The sequence below is a fragment of the uncultured Sphaerochaeta sp. genome, assembly GCF_963676625.2.
GTDB lineage: Bacteria > Spirochaetota > Spirochaetia > Sphaerochaetales > Sphaerochaetaceae > Sphaerochaeta.
Genome location: NZ_CAXXYB010000010.1, coordinates 109,567 through 128,543, shown reverse-complemented (window position 1 = coordinate 128,543; position 18,977 = coordinate 109,567). Strand labels below are relative to the sequence as shown.

Sequence of the window (18,977 nt, the reverse complement as noted above, 5' to 3'; positions counted from 1 at the left end):
GATTTCCATGAATATTCCAAATAAGCTTACTGTATCAAGATTGATAATGGCTCCCTTGTTTTTTATATCCTTCAGTCTTCCTCTGTGGTTCGGTCCGGAATTGGGAACCCTTTCTTCTCTATTGACCATTGTTTTGCTTGCCCTTACGGAGGTCACTGATTTGCTGGACGGGATAATTGCACGTAAATACAATCTTGTAACCGATTTGGGAAAGGTTATGGATCCTTTTGCAGATACCTTTTCCCGGTTGACCTATTTTGTCTGTCTGATGATGGCAGGGGTGATGCCAGCCTGGGCTTTCCTTGTTATCATGTGGAGGGAATTCTCGATTATCTTTGTCAGAATGTTGATGATGGGTAAGGGGAAACCTGTTGCTGCGAACATTTGGGGAAAAAGCAAGGCAGTCTTGTATGCTGTCAGCGGAGCGGCCGGTATTTTGTATATTGCTTTTGGCCGTTGGTTCAGTGAAGCTGCTTGGTTGGTTCCTTTCAAAACTATTCTTGTTGTTCTGTTTGCCTTGGCTGCGTTTGCCTCGGTTGCTTCATTTATGACCTATATCAAGGCCATTGTCAGGGACGGAAGTCTTTCGACGATGTCAAAATAAGGATATTGCTATAATGACTAGTCCTGTTTCTCTTGAAGGTTCCGCTTTTTTGCGGGACCTTTCCTTGTTATCGCCCCAAGAGGTCAAACCGATAAGGTATGTCCTTACCGATGTGGATGATACGATTACTACCAAGGGTAAATTGAGTCCGGACGCCTTGCAGGCGCTCTGGGATTTGTCTGAGAATGGGTTCAAGGTGATTTGTGTTACTGGAGGATCTGCAGGATGGGGGGATACCTATCTGCGTCAATGGCCGGTTGAGGCAGTGCTTAGCGAAAGTGGGGCGGTCTGTCTTTATAGGAAAGATGGGGTTATCAAGCACTATGTCCATCCTTCCATCATCCAGCAAGGCTATGCCGAACGTTCCCAAAAGCTTATTTCTGCGGTTCTTACTGAGGTTCCCGAGGCAAAGTTATCCAGTGATCAGTTTGCGAGGTTGTATGATATTGCCTTTGACCATGGCAGCGAACCGCCGTTCTTGACCAGAAAACAGATTGGTGAGGTTGTAAATATCTGTCACCGATTTGGTGCAGGTACGGCAGTGAGTTCCATTCATGTAAATGCCTGGTTCGGTCAGTATGACAAACGACAGGGAACGGTTGCTTTTTTCGCTGATATCCTTGGAATTGATGAAAGTTCACTCAAGAACCAATGTTGTTATTGTGGGGATGCTCCCAATGACCAGGTGATGTTTTCCTATATTCCCCTTTCCTTTGGTGTCGGTACTGTCCTGGATCATAAGGAGGAAATGGTTGATTTCCCTTTATATGTTTCCCATTATCATGGTGGAGAAGGGTTTAGACAAATTGCGACTGCTCTGATTGATGCCAAAAAAGAATAATTGTCAATTTGTTTGACAATGACCCTTGACACTAAACACTCTATTTTGATATGTTATCGGAGCACGCTGAACGACAGAGTTCATTCAGCGAACAGATTTTTTACAGATATATGAGAGAAGAGAAGAGAAGATATACGCAAAGATGATTACCGGAAACGGTTGTTGATCGAGCGTGGAAAGCGAAAGCTTTCGAAGGAAGCATTAGGGCTTCCCAGTCAATTCAAAATGATGAACGGTAGATGAAAGAAGCTACGTTCGTTTGCGAGAAAAGACAGGGCAAACAATCGAAGTGAATAAGAGCGGGCCCTCGGGCCCGTATTCCTATGACGGAGAGTTTGATCCTGGCTCAGAACGAACGCTGGCGGCGCGTTTTAAGCATGCAAGTCGAGCGGCAAGGGCCTTCGGGCCCCTAGAGCGGCGGACGGGTGAGTAACACGTGGACAATCTGCCCCCCGGTCCGGGATAGCCTTGGGAAACCTGGGATAATACCGGATGCGAGCGGGGCCCCACAAGGGGCTCCGGGGAAAGGCGCTACGGCGCCGCCGGGGGATGAGTCCGCGGCCCATTAGCTAGACGGCGGGGTAAAGGCCCACCGTGGCGATGATGGGTAGCCGGCCTGAGAGGGTGATCGGCCACATTGGAACTGAGACACGGTCCAGACTCCTACGGGAGGCAGCAGCTAAGGATCTTCCGCAATGGGCGAAAGCCTGACGGAGCGACGCCGCGTGAACGATGAAGGCCGTGAGGTTGTAAAGTTCTTTTCGGGAGGGGGAATAACCGTGGCAGGGAATGGCCGCGGGATGACGTGAATCCCGGAATAAGCCCCGGCTAACTACGTGCCAGCAGCCGCGGTAACACGTAGGGGGCGAGCGTTGTTCGGAATCATTGGGCGTAAAGGGCGTGCAGGCGGCCCTGCAAGTCTGGCGTGAAAGACCCCGGCCCAACCGGGGGGACGCGCTGGAAACTTCAGGGCTTGAATACAGGAGGGGATGCCGGAATTCCAGGTGTAGGGGTGAAATCTGTAGATATCTGGAAGAACACCAATGGCGAAGGCAGGCATCTGGCCATGTATTGACGCTGAGACGCGAAGGTGCGGGGAGCAAACAGGTTTAGATACCCTGGTAGTCCGCACAGTAAACGATGTACACCAGGTGGCGGGGGGTTGACCCTCGGTACCGAAGCTAACGCATTAAGTGTACCGCCTGGGGAGTATGCTCGCAAGGGTGAAACTCAAAGGAATTGACGGGGGCCCGCACAAGCGGTGGAGCATGTGGTTTAATTCGATGGTACGCGAGAAACCTTACCAGGGCTTGACATATACCGGAATATGCCTGAAAGGGCATAGCTGCTTGCAGCCGGTATACAGGTGCTGCATGGCTGTCGTCAGCTCGTGCTGTGAAGTGTTGGGTTAAGTCCCGCAACGAGCGCAACCCCTGCTGCCTGTTACCACCACGTAAAGGTGGGGACTCAGGCGGAACTGCCGGTGACAAACCGGAGGAAGGTGGGGACGACGTCAAGTCATCATGGCCCTTATGCCCTGGGCCACACACGTGCTACAATGGCCGGTACAGAGCGCAGCGAGGCCGTGAGGCGGAGCGAATCGCTTAAAGCCGGTCCCAGTACGGATTGGAGTCTGCAACTCGACTCCATGAAGTTGGAATCGCTAGTAATCGCGCATCAGCATGGCGCGGTGAATACGTTCCCGGGCCTTGTACACACCGCCCGTCACACCATCCGAGTCGGGGGTACCCGAAGTCGCCAGCCCAACCCGCAAGGGGGGGCGGTTCCGAAGGTACGCCTGGTGAGGGGGGTGAAGTCGTAACAAGGTAGCCGTACCGGAAGGTGCGGCTGGATCACCTCCTTTCTGACAAGAAAGGCAGGCCCGAGGCTCTCACAGCCCCGGACCGCAATCCAAGGCCGTTGGCCAGCAGGTGAGAGTCCTGCGAACAAAAGATCCCTAATGCTTTCTAAATCTCTTCTCTTCTCTGATATTTCTGTAGTTCGGGACTGTAGCTCAGGTGGTTAGAGCGCGTGCCTGATAAGCACGAGGTCATAAGTTCAAGTCTTATCAGTCCCAATTCAGTTGCAATGGCAACTGGTTTTTTTACAGTGAATAAGCTAGCAATAGTAGTTCAAAATAAGCGTAGGGATTGGAAGAATGATATGGTCAAGTGAAATTAGGGTCCACGGAGGATGCCTAGGAGCTGCCAGGCGAGGAAGGACGCGATAAGCTGCGAAAAGCCGCGGGGAGGGGCCAATACCCTTTGATCCGCGGGTATCCGAATGGGGTAACCCGAATGTCCTGATGACATTCGCGGGCACGTGAACAAAATAGCGTGTCCGCGGTATACGCTGGGGAGTGAACCATCTAAGTACCAGCGGGAGTAGAAATCAAACGAGATTCCCCCAGTAGCGGCGAGCGAACGGGGAGGAGCCCAAACCGCGTGCCTTCGGGTGCGCGGGGTTGTAGGGGCGTGGCGGGGGCTTGCCCCGTGCAGTCAAAAACCGGAAGGGTAGCGGAACGGTCCTGGGAAGGCCGGCCAGAGCGGGTGAAAGCCCCGTACGCGAAACCCTTTCGGCTGCATGGCCACGCAACCTGAGTACGGCGGGACACGAGAAATCCTGCCGGAATCTGGGGGGACCACCCTCCAAGGCTAAATACTCGGCAGCTACCGATAGCGCATAGTACCGTGAGGGAAAGGTGAAAAGGACCCCGGGAGGGGAGTGAAAGAGAACCTGAAACCGTGGACCTACAAGCGGTCAAAGCCCGAAGGGGTGATGGCGTGCCTTTTGTAGAATGAGCCTGCGAGTTACCGTATGCGGCAAGGTTAAGGGATAGAAGTCCCGGAGCCGCAGGGAAACCGAGTCTGAACAGGGCGTTCAGTCGCGTGCGGTAGACCCGAAGCCAAGTGATCTAGCCATGGCCAGGCTGAAGCAGGAGTGAAATCCTGTGGAGGGCCGAACCTAAATCCGCTGAAAAGGGTTGGGATGAGCTGTGGCTCGGAGCGAAAGACTAAACAAACTTGGAAATAGCTGGTACTCTCCGAAATAGCTTTAGGGCTAGCGTTGCACGGACTGTCGCGGAGGTAGAGCACTGGATAGGTGAGGGCCCGTCACTGGGTACCGAGCTTAACCAAACTCCGAATACCGCGATACAATATGCAGCAGTCAGACGGTGACTGATAAGGGCCATCGTCAAGAGGGAAACAGCCCAGACCGCCGGCTAAGGTCCCAAAGGCGTGCCAAGTGGGAAAGGAAGTATGATTGCACAGACAGCCAGGAGGTTGGCTCAGAAGCAGCAACCCCTTCAAAGAGTGCGTAATAGCTCACTGGTCGAGTAGTCATGCGCCGATAATTTAACGGGGCTAAGCACGCCACCGAAGCCGCGGGACAGCACTTGATGCTGTCGGTAGGAGAGCATTCCGTGTACGGAAGAAGCGGGGGCGGAAGCCCCCGTGGACGGGACGGAAGTGAGAATGCAGGCATGAGTAACGAAAAGACGGGTGAGATCCCCGTCCGCCGAAAGCCTAAGGTTTCCAGGGTAAAGGTAATCTACCCAAGGGTTAGTCGGCCCCTAAGGCGAGGGCGAGAGCCGTAGTCGATGGGAAGCTGGTCAACATCCCAGCACCTCCCAGAGTTCCGATTGGGACGACGCATAGGGCGAAACGCAGCAGGGCGACGGTAGTCCCTGCCGGAGCGGCGAGCCGATGAGGCACCCAGGCAAATCCGGGTGCCGAGGCGAGCCGTGAGCGAGACCTGTCTAGGCAGGTCGAAGTGCGCGTAGTCGTCGTGCCGAGAAACAGTCTCTAAGGATAGGCTCTGGGGGCCCGTACTATAAACCGACACAGGTGGGCGAGCTGAGAATGCGCAGGCGCACGGAAGAATTCGCGTTAAGGAACTCGGCAAAATGCATACGTAACTTCGGGATAAGTATGGCCCCCGCAAGGGGGTTGCAGTGAAACGGCCCATGCGACTGTTTACCAAAAACACAGGTCCATGCGAACCAGCAATGGGAAGTATATGGACTGACACCTGCCCGGTGCTGGAAGGTCAAGAGGAGTTGTCAGAGCAATCGAAGCAGCGAATCCAAGCCCCAGTAAACGGCGGCCGTAACTATAACGGTCCTAAGGTAGCGAAATTCCTTGTCGGGTAAGTTCCGACCCGCACGAATGGTGTAACGATATGGGCGCTGTCTCAACGCGAAATCCGGTGAAATTGAAGTCCAGGTGAAGATGCCTGGTACCCGTGGTTAGACGGAAAGACCCCGTGAACCTTTACTTCAACTTGGCATGGAGACTTGGACAGGGATGTGTAGGATAGGTGGGAGGCCGCGAGGCATGGCCGTCAGGCTGTGCGGAGCCGCTGGTGAAATACCACCCTTCCCTTTCCAATTTTCTAACCCGACCCGTTATCCGGGCCGGGGACAGTGCCAGGCGGGAAGTTTGACTGGGGCGGTCGCCTCCCAAAGAGTAACGGAGGCGCGCGACGGTCACCTTAGGATGGTTGGGAATCATCTGGCAAGTGTAAAGGCACAAGGTGGCTTGACTGCGAGGCAAACAAGCCGAGCAGGTACGAAAGTAGGTCTTAGTGATCTGGCGGTAGCGCGTGGAAGCGCCGTCACTTAACGGATAAAAGGTACTCCGGGGATAACAGGCTGATCTTGCCCAAGAGTTCATATCGACGGCAAGGTTTGGCACCTCGATGTCGGCTCATCGCATCCTGGGGCTGGAGCAGGTCCCAAGGGTTTGGCTGTTCGCCAATTAAAGCGGTACGCGAGCTGGGTTCAGAACGTCGTGAGACAGTTCGGTCCCTATCTGCCATGGGCGTTGGATGTCTGAGGGGTTCTGCTTTTAGTACGAGAGGACCGAAGTGGACGAACCTCTGGTGTACCAGTTGTCGTGCCAACGGCATCCGCTGGGTAGCCACGTTCGGAAGGGATAACCGCTGAAAGCATCTAAGCGGGAAGCCCTCCCCAAGATGAGACATCCCCCCCGCACTCGATGCGGGCTGAAGGAAACAGGGAGATGACCTGTTCGATAGGCCGGAGGTGTAAGCGCAGCAATGCGTTCAGCCGACCGGTACTAATCATCCGTGAGGCTTGACCATATCATCGTTCCAGTCCCGAGGCCCAGAGCCAAGGCCGGTCGTCCGAACACAACGAGTTGTTCGGGCTCCCAGGTGTTGGCTGGCCCGGTGGCCATAGCAGAGTGGATATACCCGTTCCCATCCCGAACACGGAAGTCAAGCACTCTCACGCCGATGGTACTACGGTTCGTCCGTGGGAGAGTAGGTAGCCGCCGGGCCTTTTCTTTGCCCTTTCCGTCCCCAACAGGGGATGTGATTGATATATAGCAGAAGCGCACCCTACGGTGCGCTTTTGTCATTTCTGGACACATCGATAAAAAAATGAATTGGAGAATGGCAGGATCCTGGTTTCAGGGGATTCGTCTATAGCTTGGTCAATCGTTCATGCCTTTTCCCTGAAGAATCAAGGGTAGATATTTCTCTATCCGGGTTTTTCTTGTCTTGGATTGCTTGGGTGCTGAAAAATAGATGATGTATGCTCGTTGCCTTCCTGGAGTCAACGCTTTAAAGGCCTGCTTCAAGGAAGGGCTTCCATCCAAGGACTCTGAAAACTCAGAAGGGAAGGTAAGTTCGGTATGTTCCTTGGGAATTACTTTCAGATCAGATTTTTCTATTAGAATGGATTCTTGCATATAGTCTTTTAGAATTGTTTCCCTTGAAATTATTTCTTCCAGGGTCGTGAAGCGAATTTGACGTCCAGCTTGTGTGTTCTCTCCTGGTTTGACAAGAATGTGTGCACTGTCTTGCAGCAGTGATCCTTTGCAGAGTATGAGTACACAATGATCCTTGAAATCACGCATAATTGCTATATTGGCATTCTGAAACGTGTAACACGGGGCACCCCATTTAAAATCCTCCATGAGTTGACAATCCAGAAGAATTTCGCGCAGGTGAGCCATTTCGCTTTGCCACCTGCTGGCCTTGGTTATATATTCATCGACTTTTGGATTACGAGTGTTCATGTGGCGAGGTACTCCTCCTGACTTGCTATTCAAGATATCGGAAAACAAGAAGTTGCAAGAGCTCCTTATTGGTGAAATCCCTTTCAAAAATCATAGATCATTTTATTACGATGTCAATATAGGGAGGAGCCTCCCTGTAGGGAGCTTAAATGCCTGGGTTTGTTTTGCATACTGTTTTTATGAGAGTTGATATTGTTTGTTTGGTGCTATAGGCAAGGAGTCTTTCTTTATAAGGTTTCTGTTTTTTAGAACTGGAAGGTGGAAATTGATGGAAAGACAAAAACTATTGGAAATATCATCGTAGAGTAATAGGGTTATTCCTTACCCTTATATATACGAATGCTGATGACTGGTTATATTGATGCACTGCGACAGATGATCTTAATGTTTCCAGAATAAAAGGAATGTATTTTTCTCTCAATATTCTGTTTTCTGGAAAATATCATACAGAAAGACAGTGAGGGTTTAAATTTCACCAAGATTAATGAGGGGAAGGAAAAATATTTTTTGAAAGAATTGCAAAGATTTTCATGATCAGGATCTTTTTTTTAAACATTTGCAAGAAATATTTTTTGCTTGAAAAAAAATATTTACTTGTTTTTATCGATGTTGCAGAAAAATTGCATGCAAATTTCTGTGTATTGAGTGAGAAAAAGATATAAATAAAAAAAATAATGAAAAATAATCGGACCTGTTGCAAGTGTCTCCAGAATATCGATTTTTGGTTCAGTCCATTGTTTTAGGATGAAATATGGGTTGAAAACCTTAAGAACTACCTGTTTGGCGGAAAGATATTTCCTGTTATTTATTATAATGAGGAACTCTTGAATCAGCTCGATTCTCAAGGATTACTTCCTTCTAATGAAGCGTAGATCTGCACTTTTTCAGTCCTGGTTTTCTCTCTATAGATAGGATAGAACTCAGAAAGTGTTCATAGGAGAAAGCCCTCCTTTAGCTGGAGGTTGGCTCTCTTATAGCTTCCAATAGTATGAAAAAAAATCAGGAAGTAAAAAGATACACGATAGAAATAGGTGGAAAGAAATTAACTAATATATTAAGGGATAATAAGATGCATTGTTATGAAGAAATCATATATCTTTTTCTTATTCTATATTGCGTTTATTTTATTAGTTTGTGTCTCTCTGTAAAGAGAGAGTTTTCCTGTCTTGTTTCAACGGATAAAAAGAGTCTTTGAGGTTAGGTTTGAGTTCCTTGAATAGGTACTGACAGGAAGTGGAAAGGTTGGTTACCTAGTGTAGTATTCCTCTTATATAGAGTATGGAAATTTCAATTTCCTGGAGAATTTTTTACCTGAAAATCCATAAAGGAATGATCAAATGACCATTATTGGAAGAGAATCATCATTTTCAGAAGAGATTTAGTATACTGAACTTTTTTCATGATATTTTGCAAAACCTACTGGACAATAAGAGGCATGGCGTATATAGTCCCATCTTGTTCGGCAAGCAGAAACGGAGCGGAACGCTGAAAAGAAAAGTTCGAAAGGTCTTGACTTGGAAGCGGGAAATCGGATATGTTAACCGAGCGCCTCAGAGATGAGGCGGAGAAAGAGGCGCCGGGTAAAGCCGGGCATGCCAACGATTTATGAAATTACGAGCGCAGGGAAGGAAGAGAAGATTAGAGACGGAGGCACCGAATAGGGGGCTTCCCAGTCAATTCAAAATGATGAACGGTAGATGAAAGAAGCTACGTTCGTTTGCGAGAAAAGACAGGGCAAACAATCGAAGTGAATAAGAGCGGGCCCTCGGGCCCGTATTCCTATGACGGAGAGTTTGATCCTGGCTCAGAACGAACGCTGGCGGCGCGTTTTAAGCATGCAAGTCGAGCGGCAAGGGCCTTCGGGCCCCTAGAGCGGCGGACGGGTGAGTAACACGTGGACAATCTGCCCCCCGGTCCGGGATAGCCTTGGGAAACCTGGGATAATACCGGATGCGAGCGGGGCCCCACAAGGGGCTCCGGGGAAAGGCGCTACGGCGCCGCCGGGGGATGAGTCCGCGGCCCATTAGCTAGACGGCGGGGTAAAGGCCCACCGTGGCGATGATGGGTAGCCGGCCTGAGAGGGTGATCGGCCACATTGGAACTGAGACACGGTCCAGACTCCTACGGGAGGCAGCAGCTAAGGATCTTCCGCAATGGGCGAAAGCCTGACGGAGCGACGCCGCGTGAACGATGAAGGCCGTGAGGTTGTAAAGTTCTTTTCGGGAGGGGGAATAACCGTGGCAGGGAATGGCCGCGGGATGACGTGAATCCCGGAATAAGCCCCGGCTAACTACGTGCCAGCAGCCGCGGTAACACGTAGGGGGCGAGCGTTGTTCGGAATCATTGGGCGTAAAGGGCGTGCAGGCGGCCCTGCAAGTCTGGCGTGAAAGACCCCGGCCCAACCGGGGGGACGCGCTGGAAACTTCAGGGCTTGAATACAGGAGGGGATGCCGGAATTCCAGGTGTAGGGGTGAAATCTGTAGATATCTGGAAGAACACCAATGGCGAAGGCAGGCATCTGGCCATGTATTGACGCTGAGACGCGAAGGTGCGGGGAGCAAACAGGTTTAGATACCCTGGTAGTCCGCACAGTAAACGATGTACACCAGGTGGCGGGGGGTTGACCCTCGGTACCGAAGCTAACGCATTAAGTGTACCGCCTGGGGAGTATGCTCGCAAGGGTGAAACTCAAAGGAATTGACGGGGGCCCGCACAAGCGGTGGAGCATGTGGTTTAATTCGATGGTACGCGAGAAACCTTACCAGGGCTTGACATATACCGGAATATGCCTGAAAGGGCATAGCTGCTTGCAGCCGGTATACAGGTGCTGCATGGCTGTCGTCAGCTCGTGCTGTGAAGTGTTGGGTTAAGTCCCGCAACGAGCGCAACCCCTGCTGCCTGTTACCACCACGTAAAGGTGGGGACTCAGGCGGAACTGCCGGTGACAAACCGGAGGAAGGTGGGGACGACGTCAAGTCATCATGGCCCTTATGCCCTGGGCCACACACGTGCTACAATGGCCGGTACAGAGCGCAGCGAGGCCGTGAGGCGGAGCGAATCGCTTAAAGCCGGTCCCAGTACGGATTGGAGTCTGCAACTCGACTCCATGAAGTTGGAATCGCTAGTAATCGCGCATCAGCATGGCGCGGTGAATACGTTCCCGGGCCTTGTACACACCGCCCGTCACACCATCCGAGTCGGGGGTACCCGAAGTCGCCAGCCCAACCCGCGAGGGGGGGCGGTTCCGAAGGTACGCCTGGTGAGGGGGGTGAAGTCGTAACAAGGTAGCCGTACCGGAAGGTGCGGCTGGATCACCTCCTTTCTGACAAGAAAGGCAGGCCCGAGGCTCTCACAGCCCCGGACCGCAATCCAAGGCCGTTGGCCAGCAGGTGAGAGTCCTGCGAACAAGACGCCCCCCAGGGGCGCCGCCGTCGAAGATCTTCTCTTCCTTCCCCCGCCCTTTTTTATTCGGGGGCATAGCTCAGCTGGCTAGAGCATCGGCTTTGCAAGCCGAGGGTCAGGGGTTCGAATCCCCTTGCCTCCAGAGCATTGGTGATTATTGACAGGACAAGCGTAGGGATTGGAAGAATGATATGGTCAAGTGAAATTAGGGTCCACGGAGGATGCCTAGGAGCTGCCAGGCGAGGAAGGACGCGATAAGCTGCGAAAAGCCGCGGGGAGGGGCCAATACCCTTTGATCCGCGGGTATCCGAATGGGGTAACCCGAATGTCCTGATGACATTCGCGGGCACGTGAACAAAATAGCGTGTCCGCGGTATACGCTGGGGAGTGAACCATCTAAGTACCAGCGGGAGTAGAAATCAAACGAGATTCCCCCAGTAGCGGCGAGCGAACGGGGAGGAGCCCAAACCGCGTGCCTTCGGGTGCGCGGGGTTGTAGGGGCGTGGCGGGGGCTTGCCCCGTGCAGTCAAAAACCGGAAGGGTAGCGGAACGGTCCTGGGAAGGCCGGCCAGAGCGGGTGAAAGCCCCGTACGCGAAACCCTTTCGGCTGCATGGCCACGCAACCTGAGTACGGCGGGACACGAGAAATCCTGCCGGAATCTGGGGGGACCACCCTCCAAGGCTAAATACTCGGCAGCTACCGATAGCGCATAGTACCGTGAGGGAAAGGTGAAAAGGACCCCGGGAGGGGAGTGAAAGAGAACCTGAAACCGTGGACCTACAAGCGGTCAAAGCCCGAAGGGGTGATGGCGTGCCTTTTGTAGAATGAGCCTGCGAGTTACCGTATGCGGCAAGGTTAAGGGATAGAAGTCCCGGAGCCGCAGGGAAACCGAGTCTGAACAGGGCGTTCAGTCGCGTGCGGTAGACCCGAAGCCAAGTGATCTAGCCATGGCCAGGCTGAAGCAGGAGTGAAATCCTGTGGAGGGCCGAACCTAAATCCGCTGAAAAGGGTTGGGATGAGCTGTGGCTCGGAGCGAAAGACTAAACAAACTTGGAAATAGCTGGTACTCTCCGAAATAGCTTTAGGGCTAGCGTTGCACGGACTGTCGCGGAGGTAGAGCACTGGATAGGTGAGGGCCCGTCACTGGGTACCGAGCTTAACCAAACTCCGAATACCGCGATACAATATGCAGCAGTCAGACGGTGACTGATAAGGGCCATCGTCAAGAGGGAAACAGCCCAGACCGCCGGCTAAGGTCCCAAAGGCGTGCCAAGTGGGAAAGGAAGTATGATTGCACAGACAGCCAGGAGGTTGGCTCAGAAGCAGCAACCCCTTCAAAGAGTGCGTAATAGCTCACTGGTCGAGTAGTCATGCGCCGATAATTTAACGGGGCTAAGCACGCCACCGAAGCCGCGGGACAGCACTTGATGCTGTCGGTAGGAGAGCATTCCGTGTACGGAAGAAGCGGGGGCGGAAGCCCCCGTGGACGGGACGGAAGTGAGAATGCAGGCATGAGTAACGAAAAGACGGGTGAGATCCCCGTCCGCCGAAAGCCTAAGGTTTCCAGGGTAAAGGTAATCTACCCAAGGGTTAGTCGGCCCCTAAGGCGAGGGCGAGAGCCGTAGTCGATGGGAAGCTGGTCAACATCCCAGCACCTCCCAGAGTTCCGATTGGGACGACGCATAGGGCGAAACGCAGCAGGGCGACGGTAGTCCCTGCCGGAGCGGCGAGCCGATGAGGCACCCAGGCAAATCCGGGTGCCGAGGCGAGCCGTGAGCGAGACCTGTCTAGGCAGGTCGAAGTGCGCGTAGTCGTCGTGCCGAGAAACAGTCTCTAAGGATAGGCTCTGGGGGCCCGTACTATAAACCGACACAGGTGGGCGAGCTGAGAATGCGCAGGCGCACGGAAGAATTCGCGTTAAGGAACTCGGCAAAATGCATACGTAACTTCGGGATAAGTATGGCCCCCGCAAGGGGGTTGCAGTGAAACGGCCCATGCGACTGTTTACCAAAAACACAGGTCCATGCGAACCAGCAATGGGAAGTATATGGACTGACACCTGCCCGGTGCTGGAAGGTCAAGAGGAGTTGTCAGAGCAATCGAAGCAGCGAATCCAAGCCCCAGTAAACGGCGGCCGTAACTATAACGGTCCTAAGGTAGCGAAATTCCTTGTCGGGTAAGTTCCGACCCGCACGAATGGTGTAACGATATGGGCGCTGTCTCAACGCGAAATCCGGTGAAATTGAAGTCCAGGTGAAGATGCCTGGTACCCGTGGTTAGACGGAAAGACCCCGTGAACCTTTACTTCAACTTGGCATGGAGACTTGGACAGGGATGTGTAGGATAGGTGGGAGGCCGCGAGGCATGGCCGTCAGGCTGTGCGGAGCCGCTGGTGAAATACCACCCTTCCCTTTCCAATTTTCTAACCCGACCCGTTATCCGGGCCGGGGACAGTGCCAGGCGGGAAGTTTGACTGGGGCGGTCGCCTCCCAAAGAGTAACGGAGGCGCGCGACGGTCACCTTAGGATGGTTGGGAATCATCTGGCAAGTGTAAAGGCACAAGGTGGCTTGACTGCGAGGCAAACAAGCCGAGCAGGTACGAAAGTAGGTCTTAGTGATCTGGCGGTAGCGCGTGGAAGCGCCGTCACTTAACGGATAAAAGGTACTCCGGGGATAACAGGCTGATCTTGCCCAAGAGTTCATATCGACGGCAAGGTTTGGCACCTCGATGTCGGCTCATCGCATCCTGGGGCTGGAGCAGGTCCCAAGGGTTTGGCTGTTCGCCAATTAAAGCGGTACGCGAGCTGGGTTCAGAACGTCGTGAGACAGTTCGGTCCCTATCTGCCATGGGCGTTGGATGTCTGAGGGGTTCTGCTTTTAGTACGAGAGGACCGAAGTGGACGAACCTCTGGTGTACCAGTTGTCGTGCCAACGGCATCCGCTGGGTAGCCACGTTCGGAAGGGATAACCGCTGAAAGCATCTAAGCGGGAAGCCCTCCCCAAGATGAGACATCCCCCCCGCACTCGATGCGGGCTGAAGGAAACAGGGAGATGACCTGTTCGATAGGCCGGAGGTGTAAGCGCAGCAATGCGTTCAGCCGACCGGTACTAATCATCCGTGAGGCTTGACCATATCATCGTTCCAGTCCCGAGGCCCAGAGCCAAGGCCGGTCGTCCGAACACAACGAGTTGTTCGGGCTCCCAGGTGTTGGCTGGCCCGGTGGCCATAGCAGAGTGGATATACCCGTTCCCATCCCGAACACGGAAGTCAAGCACTCTCACGCCGATGGTACTACGGTTCGTCCGTGGGAGAGTAGGTAGCCGCCGGGCCTTTTCTTTGCCCTTTCCGTCCCCAACAGGGGATGTGATTGATATATAGCAGAAGCGCACCCTATGGTGCGCTTTTGTCATTTCTGGATAGTAAATATATGGTACACTGTATGCTATAGAGGCGATATGTATATTTCAGTAATTCTTTTTACCGTAGTTTTTATAGGGGCTTTTCTGCAATCCAATATTGGGTTTGGTTTTCCCATCATCGTAATGATAGTTCTTCCCTCCTTGTTTCCTTTTTCTACAGCAGTGACCTTGTGTCAGGTTATTGCAATGGCAAGTACTGGATTCCTGACTATATTATATTGGAAACATATACAATGGAAGACCTTGCTTCCTTTGCTGGGGACCTCCATGCTCATTGCGGCGTTTGTTACCGTATACAGCCTTTCTGTAGCACCTGGAAATCTTACCCTTATCCTTGGTTTCTGTTTACTTGCACTCTCCTTGTTTTTTGTTGTGTTTTCAAAAAAAATAACAATAAAACCAAGAATCCGAAACGGGTTGCTCATGGGAACCCTTGCGGGATTCGGCAATGGATTGTTTGGTATTGGAGGGCCTCCTGTAGCTCTCTACCTGCTTCCTTCAGTACATGAAAAGATAGAATACCTAGCAACTATCCAAGCATACTTTTTCTTTTGTAATTTGGAGAGCATAGGTATAAGGGTTTTCAACGGGGCTCTTGTCCTAAAAGATATTCCCTTGATCTTGATCGGCTGGGGCGGAATCCTTATAGGAACAAAATTAGGTTTGAAATCTTTTAACAAGATTCCTGAAGATCTGCTGAAAAAAATAGTATATCTTTTTGTAGGTGTATCGGGACTGTTGATAGCAATTGGAGAATTGATAAAAAGATAAAATATTGCTTATTCAGTATTTTTTATACAAAAGAGATGATAGGTCTTTTTACAATAAAAGAAATCACTCGGTGAGGGATGGAAATCAGCAGAAAGGGGAGAAATAAAAGTAGCATTCCCAACTCATAAAAAAGAGGGTTCTGGTCATTGGAATTTCTCTTGAATCTTCCTTGCAAAGAGCTGAGAACAATACCAAAGGCATTGCCCATCATAATCATTCTGATGGCACCGAGTATGCCCAGAGCCAACTGGTTACCATATATCTCAACAATACGATTCCATGATTCCAAATTGGGTTTGCCTCTGGACTCAGCATAATGCTGTGAAAACAGTATTGCAGGGAGTTCTTTCAACGGAATCTTTTCCAAATCCCCTGAAAGAAGTTTTTGGATTTCCTCATTGGACATACCTGATTCCAGGGCCAAATTAGTATGGGCATAGGAACAAAGTGGACAGCCATTGACTTCAGTGACGGCAAGCATGATTCTTTCCATGAATTCAGTATTCATTGCGCCCGATTTCTTTGCCTTTGAAAAATATTTGAGAGTTCGAAATCCTTGGTATAGAATTGTATAGGATTCAAAGAAAGAGTATCGTTTTCTTTGACCTTTTAGGCTACGTGTTTTCTTGTGTTGTTCAGTATTTTGCATGTATCGCATTCTCTCTTCTCAAGAAAAAAAATACAAGTATCATGGGCAAGCATGGCATGGCCTTGAGGGACTTTCTCAATGGGATAACAAGAAACCATGCACTGCTATTGCATATATTGTCAATTATATGTATAAGGATTAAATATGACAACGGAGTCAGTAACACCTAGGGTGTTGCTCGGCTCCGTTGTTTTTTATTAGGAGGTAGACAGAAATGGCTGAGAAAATGATTGAACTCCAGGACGTTTGCATGAGCTTTGGGGATTTGCAAGTACTCGACCATATCGATCTTTCTATCGCTGAGGGATCCAAGACCGTAATTATTGGACCTTCAGGAGGTGGCAAAAGCACTCTTCTACGTTGTATCAACCTCTTTGAATCACCCCAAAAAGGTGAAGTTTTCGTTGATGGCAAAAAGTTGACCGGAAAAAGCCGTAGGGAACTATGCAAGATTAGACAAGGCATTGGGATGGTTTTCCAACAATTCAATTTATATCCGCATATGACGGTACTTGATAACTTATGTTTGGCACCTGTTATCCTCAAGAAGGATAAAAGAAAAGATGTTGAGGAACTGGCAATGATGCATCTGGCCCAGGTAGGTTTGACAGAAAAGGCCGGTAGTTATCCAGCACAACTTTCAGGTGGTCAACAACAGAGGGTTGCCATTGCGCGTGCTCTTTGCATGAATCCAAAAGTTTTGCTTTTCGATGAACCTACCAGTGCGTTGGACCCTGAAATGATCAGCGAGGTTCTGGATATTATGCAGAAAGTTGCTCATCAGGAAGGAATAACCATGGTGGTCGTTACCCATGAAATGGGATTTGCAAGCAGTATAGCTGATAGGGTCCTTTTCTTGGATGGTGGTCATATCACTGAGGATGGAACTCCTGATGAAGTCTTCAATTCACCCAAAAATGAGAGAACCAAGCAGTTTCTGTCAAAAATTCTGAAGAGCGCTTGATTACTGATTTGTGTTCATGAGCCAATGTATATTGGCTAACACTACCCAGCAATGGGCTTATAGGGGAGAGATACGTATGAGAAAGCATTCCATCAAGACAATTGTAGGTTTGGCTCTGATTCTGGTTTGTACGACAACAGGTTTGTTTGCAGCAGGAGCAAAAGAGACTTCGACTGATCCTTTGGCTCAGCTGAAAGCCAAGGGGAAGCTTACTGTCGGTTGTAAGGTTGATGTTCCTTCATTTGGGTACAAGAATATCAATACAGGGGTTATCGAAGGATTTGAGATTGATTTGTCCAAAGCTGTTGCAAAGCATATCTTCGGTGATGAAAATGCCGTCGAATTCACGCCTGTAACCGCAAAGACAAGAGGTCCTTTGCTGGATACCGGTGAGCTTGACATGGTTGCAGCTACCTTTACGGTTACTGAAGAGAGAAAGAACAGTTGGGATTTCTCCACGATTTATTATGTGGATGCCGTTGCTATCATGGTAAAAAAAGATTCCTCGTTTGCTACTTTCAAGGACCTGGATGGAAAAACTATCGGTGTTGCCCAGAGTGCAACTACAAAGAAGAGTCTTGAAGCCGGAGCCAAGGACGCAGGTATTACTCTCAAATATAGTGAATATGCTACGTATCCTGAAATCAAGGTAGCCCTCGATAGTGGCCGTATTGATGCTTTCAGCGTTGATTTTGCAATTCTCAATGGCTATCTTGAAGATTCCTGTAAACTTCTTTCTGAACGATTTGCCAAGCAGGATTATGGTATTGCCGTCAAGAAAGGCAATACTGCATTGCTTGACGCCGTGAACAGCACGATCGCCGATTTGAAAAAGAGTGGCGAGCTTGATGCAATGCTCTCAAAATGGGGTTTGAAATAAGAAGATGTGAATCTGCGGGCCCTTTCTGAGTATTCTCAAAAAGGGCCTTATGTTTAGGGATAGGGTAGTAGATGTTCAAAGTATGGATGTGGAAAAGACTATTTGAGGATTTCCCGGTTTTTTTACAGGGATTTGGCGTTACCATAGGGGTATCTGTCCTTGCCCTGTTTTTAACGGTGATTATCAGTTTTGCCATGGGGCTAGCCAGGTGCTTTCATAACAAGCCCTTGCAAAAATTTGCCCAGGCGTATATGAGTGCCTTTCAAAATACTCCTTTGGTCGTACAAATCTTTTTCCTCTATAATGTACTGCCTCGATTGAACATAATGCTGACTTCGTTTGAAGTTGGTTTTATTGGGCTCTCTCTCTATACCGGGGCCTTTGGGGCGGCAATTATTGAAGCCTCAATAAAAGCGGTTCCTCCCCAACAGACAGAGGCTGCCCAAAGCCAGGGGTTTGGATATCTTCAGACCATGGTTTTGATAGTCTTGCCCCAAGCAATGAAAATTGCTTTACCCCCTATGGCAAACCAAGCAGTCAACCTGATCAAGAACTCATCGGTTATGGCGTTGATAGCAGGCGGGGAATTGATGTATAGGGCAGACTCTTGGGCAAGCGATGCTTCTGTCTATGGCCCAACCTTCATAGTTACCGGGTTGCTATATCTTTCGATTTGCTTGCCCTTGAGTAAAAGTGTCCAGAGATTGGAAAGGAAAGCGAGGTAAACCATGAAAGATTTTTTTACACCGTTTTCTACGATGGAAGTACTCGTATTCCTTGTTAAAGGTTTGGGAATGACGCTTCTTATTGCAATTGTTTCCATTCTCTTGAGTTTTGTTTTCGGATCATTGCTAGGGATCGCACGTTTTTCAAGTAAGGGCCTTTTAGGCAAGCTGGCTGCCATTTATATTGATTCAGTTCGCAATATACCCCTTTTATTATTTATTCTCAGTTTCCGTCTGATGTTTCCCTCCTATATATTGGGAATGAAGATTCCCAACAAACCGCTGGTTTCTTCAATCATTGCAATGACTGTCTTTACCAGTGCAATGGTAGCCGAGATACTTCGGGGAGGTCTCAATAGTATACCGAAAGGCCAATGGGAAGCGGCAACCAGCCAAGGATTTGGCTTTTGGCATACTATGATCCATATTATTCTTCCCCAGGCGATCAAAAAAATCCTTGTCCCCTTGATGGGCCAGTTCGTAACTTGTCTCAAGGATACTTCTTTTTGTCAGGTGGTGGGAATTTCAGAGCTTATGATGAATGCGACCATCATTATGGGGAAATTCAAGTATTCGAGCCAGGTGATAGTCCTCTATATAATTGTAGCTTTGATGTATTACTTCGTGAATGTTTCGGTACTTGCTGTATCGCGAAGAATTAAGTTTTGATATT

9 protein-coding genes, 2 tRNA genes and 6 rRNA genes are annotated in these 18,977 nt (G+C 50.2%); 15 read left to right on the top strand and 2 right to left on the bottom strand.

The window, feature by feature from the left end; all coding sequences use genetic code 11:
* Positions 1-7: 7 nt before the first annotated feature.
* From pgsA to rrf (ACHZBG_RS15965), 6 genes are all read left to right on the top strand, one after another.
* Positions 8-604: a CDP-diacylglycerol--glycerol-3-phosphate 3-phosphatidyltransferase gene (pgsA, locus tag ACHZBG_RS15990; RefSeq protein ID WP_320130460.1), complete on the top strand. Its 597-nt coding sequence runs from the start codon at positions 8-10 to the stop codon at positions 602-604.
* Between the two features lie 13 nt (positions 605-617).
* Entirely contained in the window at positions 618-1,445 is an 828-nt protein-coding gene (locus tag ACHZBG_RS15985; RefSeq protein ID WP_320130459.1) for an HAD-IIB family hydrolase, read from the top strand.
* A gap of 323 nt (positions 1,446-1,768) precedes the next feature.
* Positions 1,769-3,309 (top strand): 16S ribosomal RNA (locus ACHZBG_RS15980).
* Between the two features lie 139 nt (positions 3,310-3,448).
* Positions 3,449-3,522, top strand: a tRNA-Ile gene (locus ACHZBG_RS15975).
* Between the two features lie 88 nt (positions 3,523-3,610).
* Positions 3,611-6,551, top strand: a 23S ribosomal RNA gene (locus tag ACHZBG_RS15970).
* 83 nt (positions 6,552-6,634) lie between these two features.
* Positions 6,635-6,748: ribosomal RNA gene (gene rrf, locus ACHZBG_RS15965) — 5S ribosomal RNA — on the top strand.
* Together the 16S, 23S and 5S rRNA genes with 1 tRNA gene alongside form the textbook arrangement of a ribosomal RNA operon.
* 156 nt (positions 6,749-6,904) lie before the next feature.
* Here rrf (ACHZBG_RS15965) and ACHZBG_RS15960 read toward each other — a convergent pair.
* The gene (locus ACHZBG_RS15960) at positions 6,905-7,492 is read right to left on the bottom strand and encodes a DUF1801 domain-containing protein (protein WP_320130458.1); all 588 of its coding nucleotides are present in this window, start codon (positions 7,490-7,492) and stop codon (positions 6,905-6,907) included.
* A 1,781-nt stretch (positions 7,493-9,273) separates the two neighbouring features.
* On the opposite strand from ACHZBG_RS15960, the gene ACHZBG_RS15955 reads away from it, so the two are divergent.
* The 5 genes from ACHZBG_RS15955 (at position 9,274) to ACHZBG_RS15935 (ending at position 15,086) form a co-directional block, all read left to right on the top strand.
* Positions 9,274-10,814, top strand: a 16S ribosomal RNA gene (locus ACHZBG_RS15955).
* A 148-nt stretch (positions 10,815-10,962) separates the two neighbouring features.
* Positions 10,963-11,036, top strand: a tRNA-Ala gene (locus ACHZBG_RS15950).
* 51 nt (positions 11,037-11,087) lie between these two features.
* A 23S ribosomal RNA gene (locus ACHZBG_RS15945) occupies positions 11,088-14,028 on the top strand.
* A gap of 83 nt (positions 14,029-14,111) precedes the next feature.
* Positions 14,112-14,225, top strand: a 5S ribosomal RNA gene (gene rrf / locus ACHZBG_RS15940).
* A gap of 126 nt (positions 14,226-14,351) precedes the next feature.
* The gene (locus ACHZBG_RS15935) at positions 14,352-15,086 is read left to right on the top strand and encodes a sulfite exporter TauE/SafE family protein (RefSeq protein WP_320130457.1); all 735 of its coding nucleotides are present in this window, start codon (positions 14,352-14,354) and stop codon (positions 15,084-15,086) included.
* 22 nt (positions 15,087-15,108) lie between these two features.
* Here ACHZBG_RS15935 and ACHZBG_RS15930 read toward each other — a convergent pair whose 3' ends face one another.
* Complete coding sequence (locus tag ACHZBG_RS15930) at positions 15,109-15,594, bottom strand: carboxymuconolactone decarboxylase family protein (RefSeq protein WP_324292085.1); 486 nt, start codon at positions 15,592-15,594, stop codon at positions 15,109-15,111.
* Between the two features lie 355 nt (positions 15,595-15,949).
* Here ACHZBG_RS15930 and ACHZBG_RS15925 point away from each other — a divergent pair, with 355 nt between their 5' ends.
* The 4 genes from ACHZBG_RS15925 to ACHZBG_RS15910 all read left to right on the top strand — a co-directional run bounded on the left by ACHZBG_RS15925 (position 15,950) and on the right by ACHZBG_RS15910 (position 18,973).
* Positions 15,950-16,699 (top strand): amino acid ABC transporter ATP-binding protein, encoded by a 750-nt coding sequence (locus tag ACHZBG_RS15925; RefSeq protein ID WP_320130455.1) that lies wholly within the window; start codon positions 15,950-15,952, stop codon positions 16,697-16,699.
* 76 nt (positions 16,700-16,775) lie between these two features.
* Complete coding sequence (locus ACHZBG_RS15920; protein WP_320130454.1) at positions 16,776-17,579, top strand: transporter substrate-binding domain-containing protein; 804 nt, start codon at positions 16,776-16,778, stop codon at positions 17,577-17,579.
* Positions 17,580-17,650: 71 nt separating this feature from the next.
* A complete protein-coding gene (locus ACHZBG_RS15915; protein ID WP_320130453.1) occupies positions 17,651-18,304 on the top strand; it encodes an amino acid ABC transporter permease in 654 nt (217 codons plus the stop codon).
* A 3-nt stretch (positions 18,305-18,307) separates the two neighbouring features.
* The gene (locus tag ACHZBG_RS15910) at positions 18,308-18,973 is read left to right on the top strand and encodes an amino acid ABC transporter permease (RefSeq protein WP_320130452.1); all 666 of its coding nucleotides are present in this window, start codon (positions 18,308-18,310) and stop codon (positions 18,971-18,973) included.
* The last annotated feature ends 4 nt before the right edge of the window (positions 18,974-18,977 follow it).

Excerpts from the sequence above, each read along its gene's own strand:
- pgsA (WP_320130460.1), top strand. The coding sequence starts at position 8 with ATGAATATTCCAAATAAGCTTACTGTATCAAGATTGATAATGGCTCCC.
- ACHZBG_RS15985 (WP_320130459.1), top strand. The coding sequence starts at position 618 with ATGACTAGTCCTGTTTCTCTTGAAGGTTCCGCTTTTTTGCGGGACCTT.
- ACHZBG_RS15960 (WP_320130458.1), bottom strand. The coding sequence starts at position 7,492 with ATGAACACTCGTAATCCAAAAGTCGATGAATATATAACCAAGGCCAGC.
- ACHZBG_RS15935 (WP_320130457.1), top strand. The coding sequence starts at position 14,352 with ATGTATATTTCAGTAATTCTTTTTACCGTAGTTTTTATAGGGGCTTTT.
- ACHZBG_RS15930 (WP_324292085.1), bottom strand. The coding sequence starts at position 15,594 with ATGAATACTGAATTCATGGAAAGAATCATGCTTGCCGTCACTGAAGTC.
- ACHZBG_RS15925 (WP_320130455.1), top strand. The coding sequence starts at position 15,950 with ATGGCTGAGAAAATGATTGAACTCCAGGACGTTTGCATGAGCTTTGGG.
- ACHZBG_RS15920 (WP_320130454.1), top strand. The coding sequence starts at position 16,776 with ATGAGAAAGCATTCCATCAAGACAATTGTAGGTTTGGCTCTGATTCTG.
- ACHZBG_RS15915 (WP_320130453.1), top strand. The coding sequence starts at position 17,651 with ATGTTCAAAGTATGGATGTGGAAAAGACTATTTGAGGATTTCCCGGTT.
- ACHZBG_RS15910 (WP_320130452.1), top strand. The coding sequence starts at position 18,308 with ATGAAAGATTTTTTTACACCGTTTTCTACGATGGAAGTACTCGTATTC.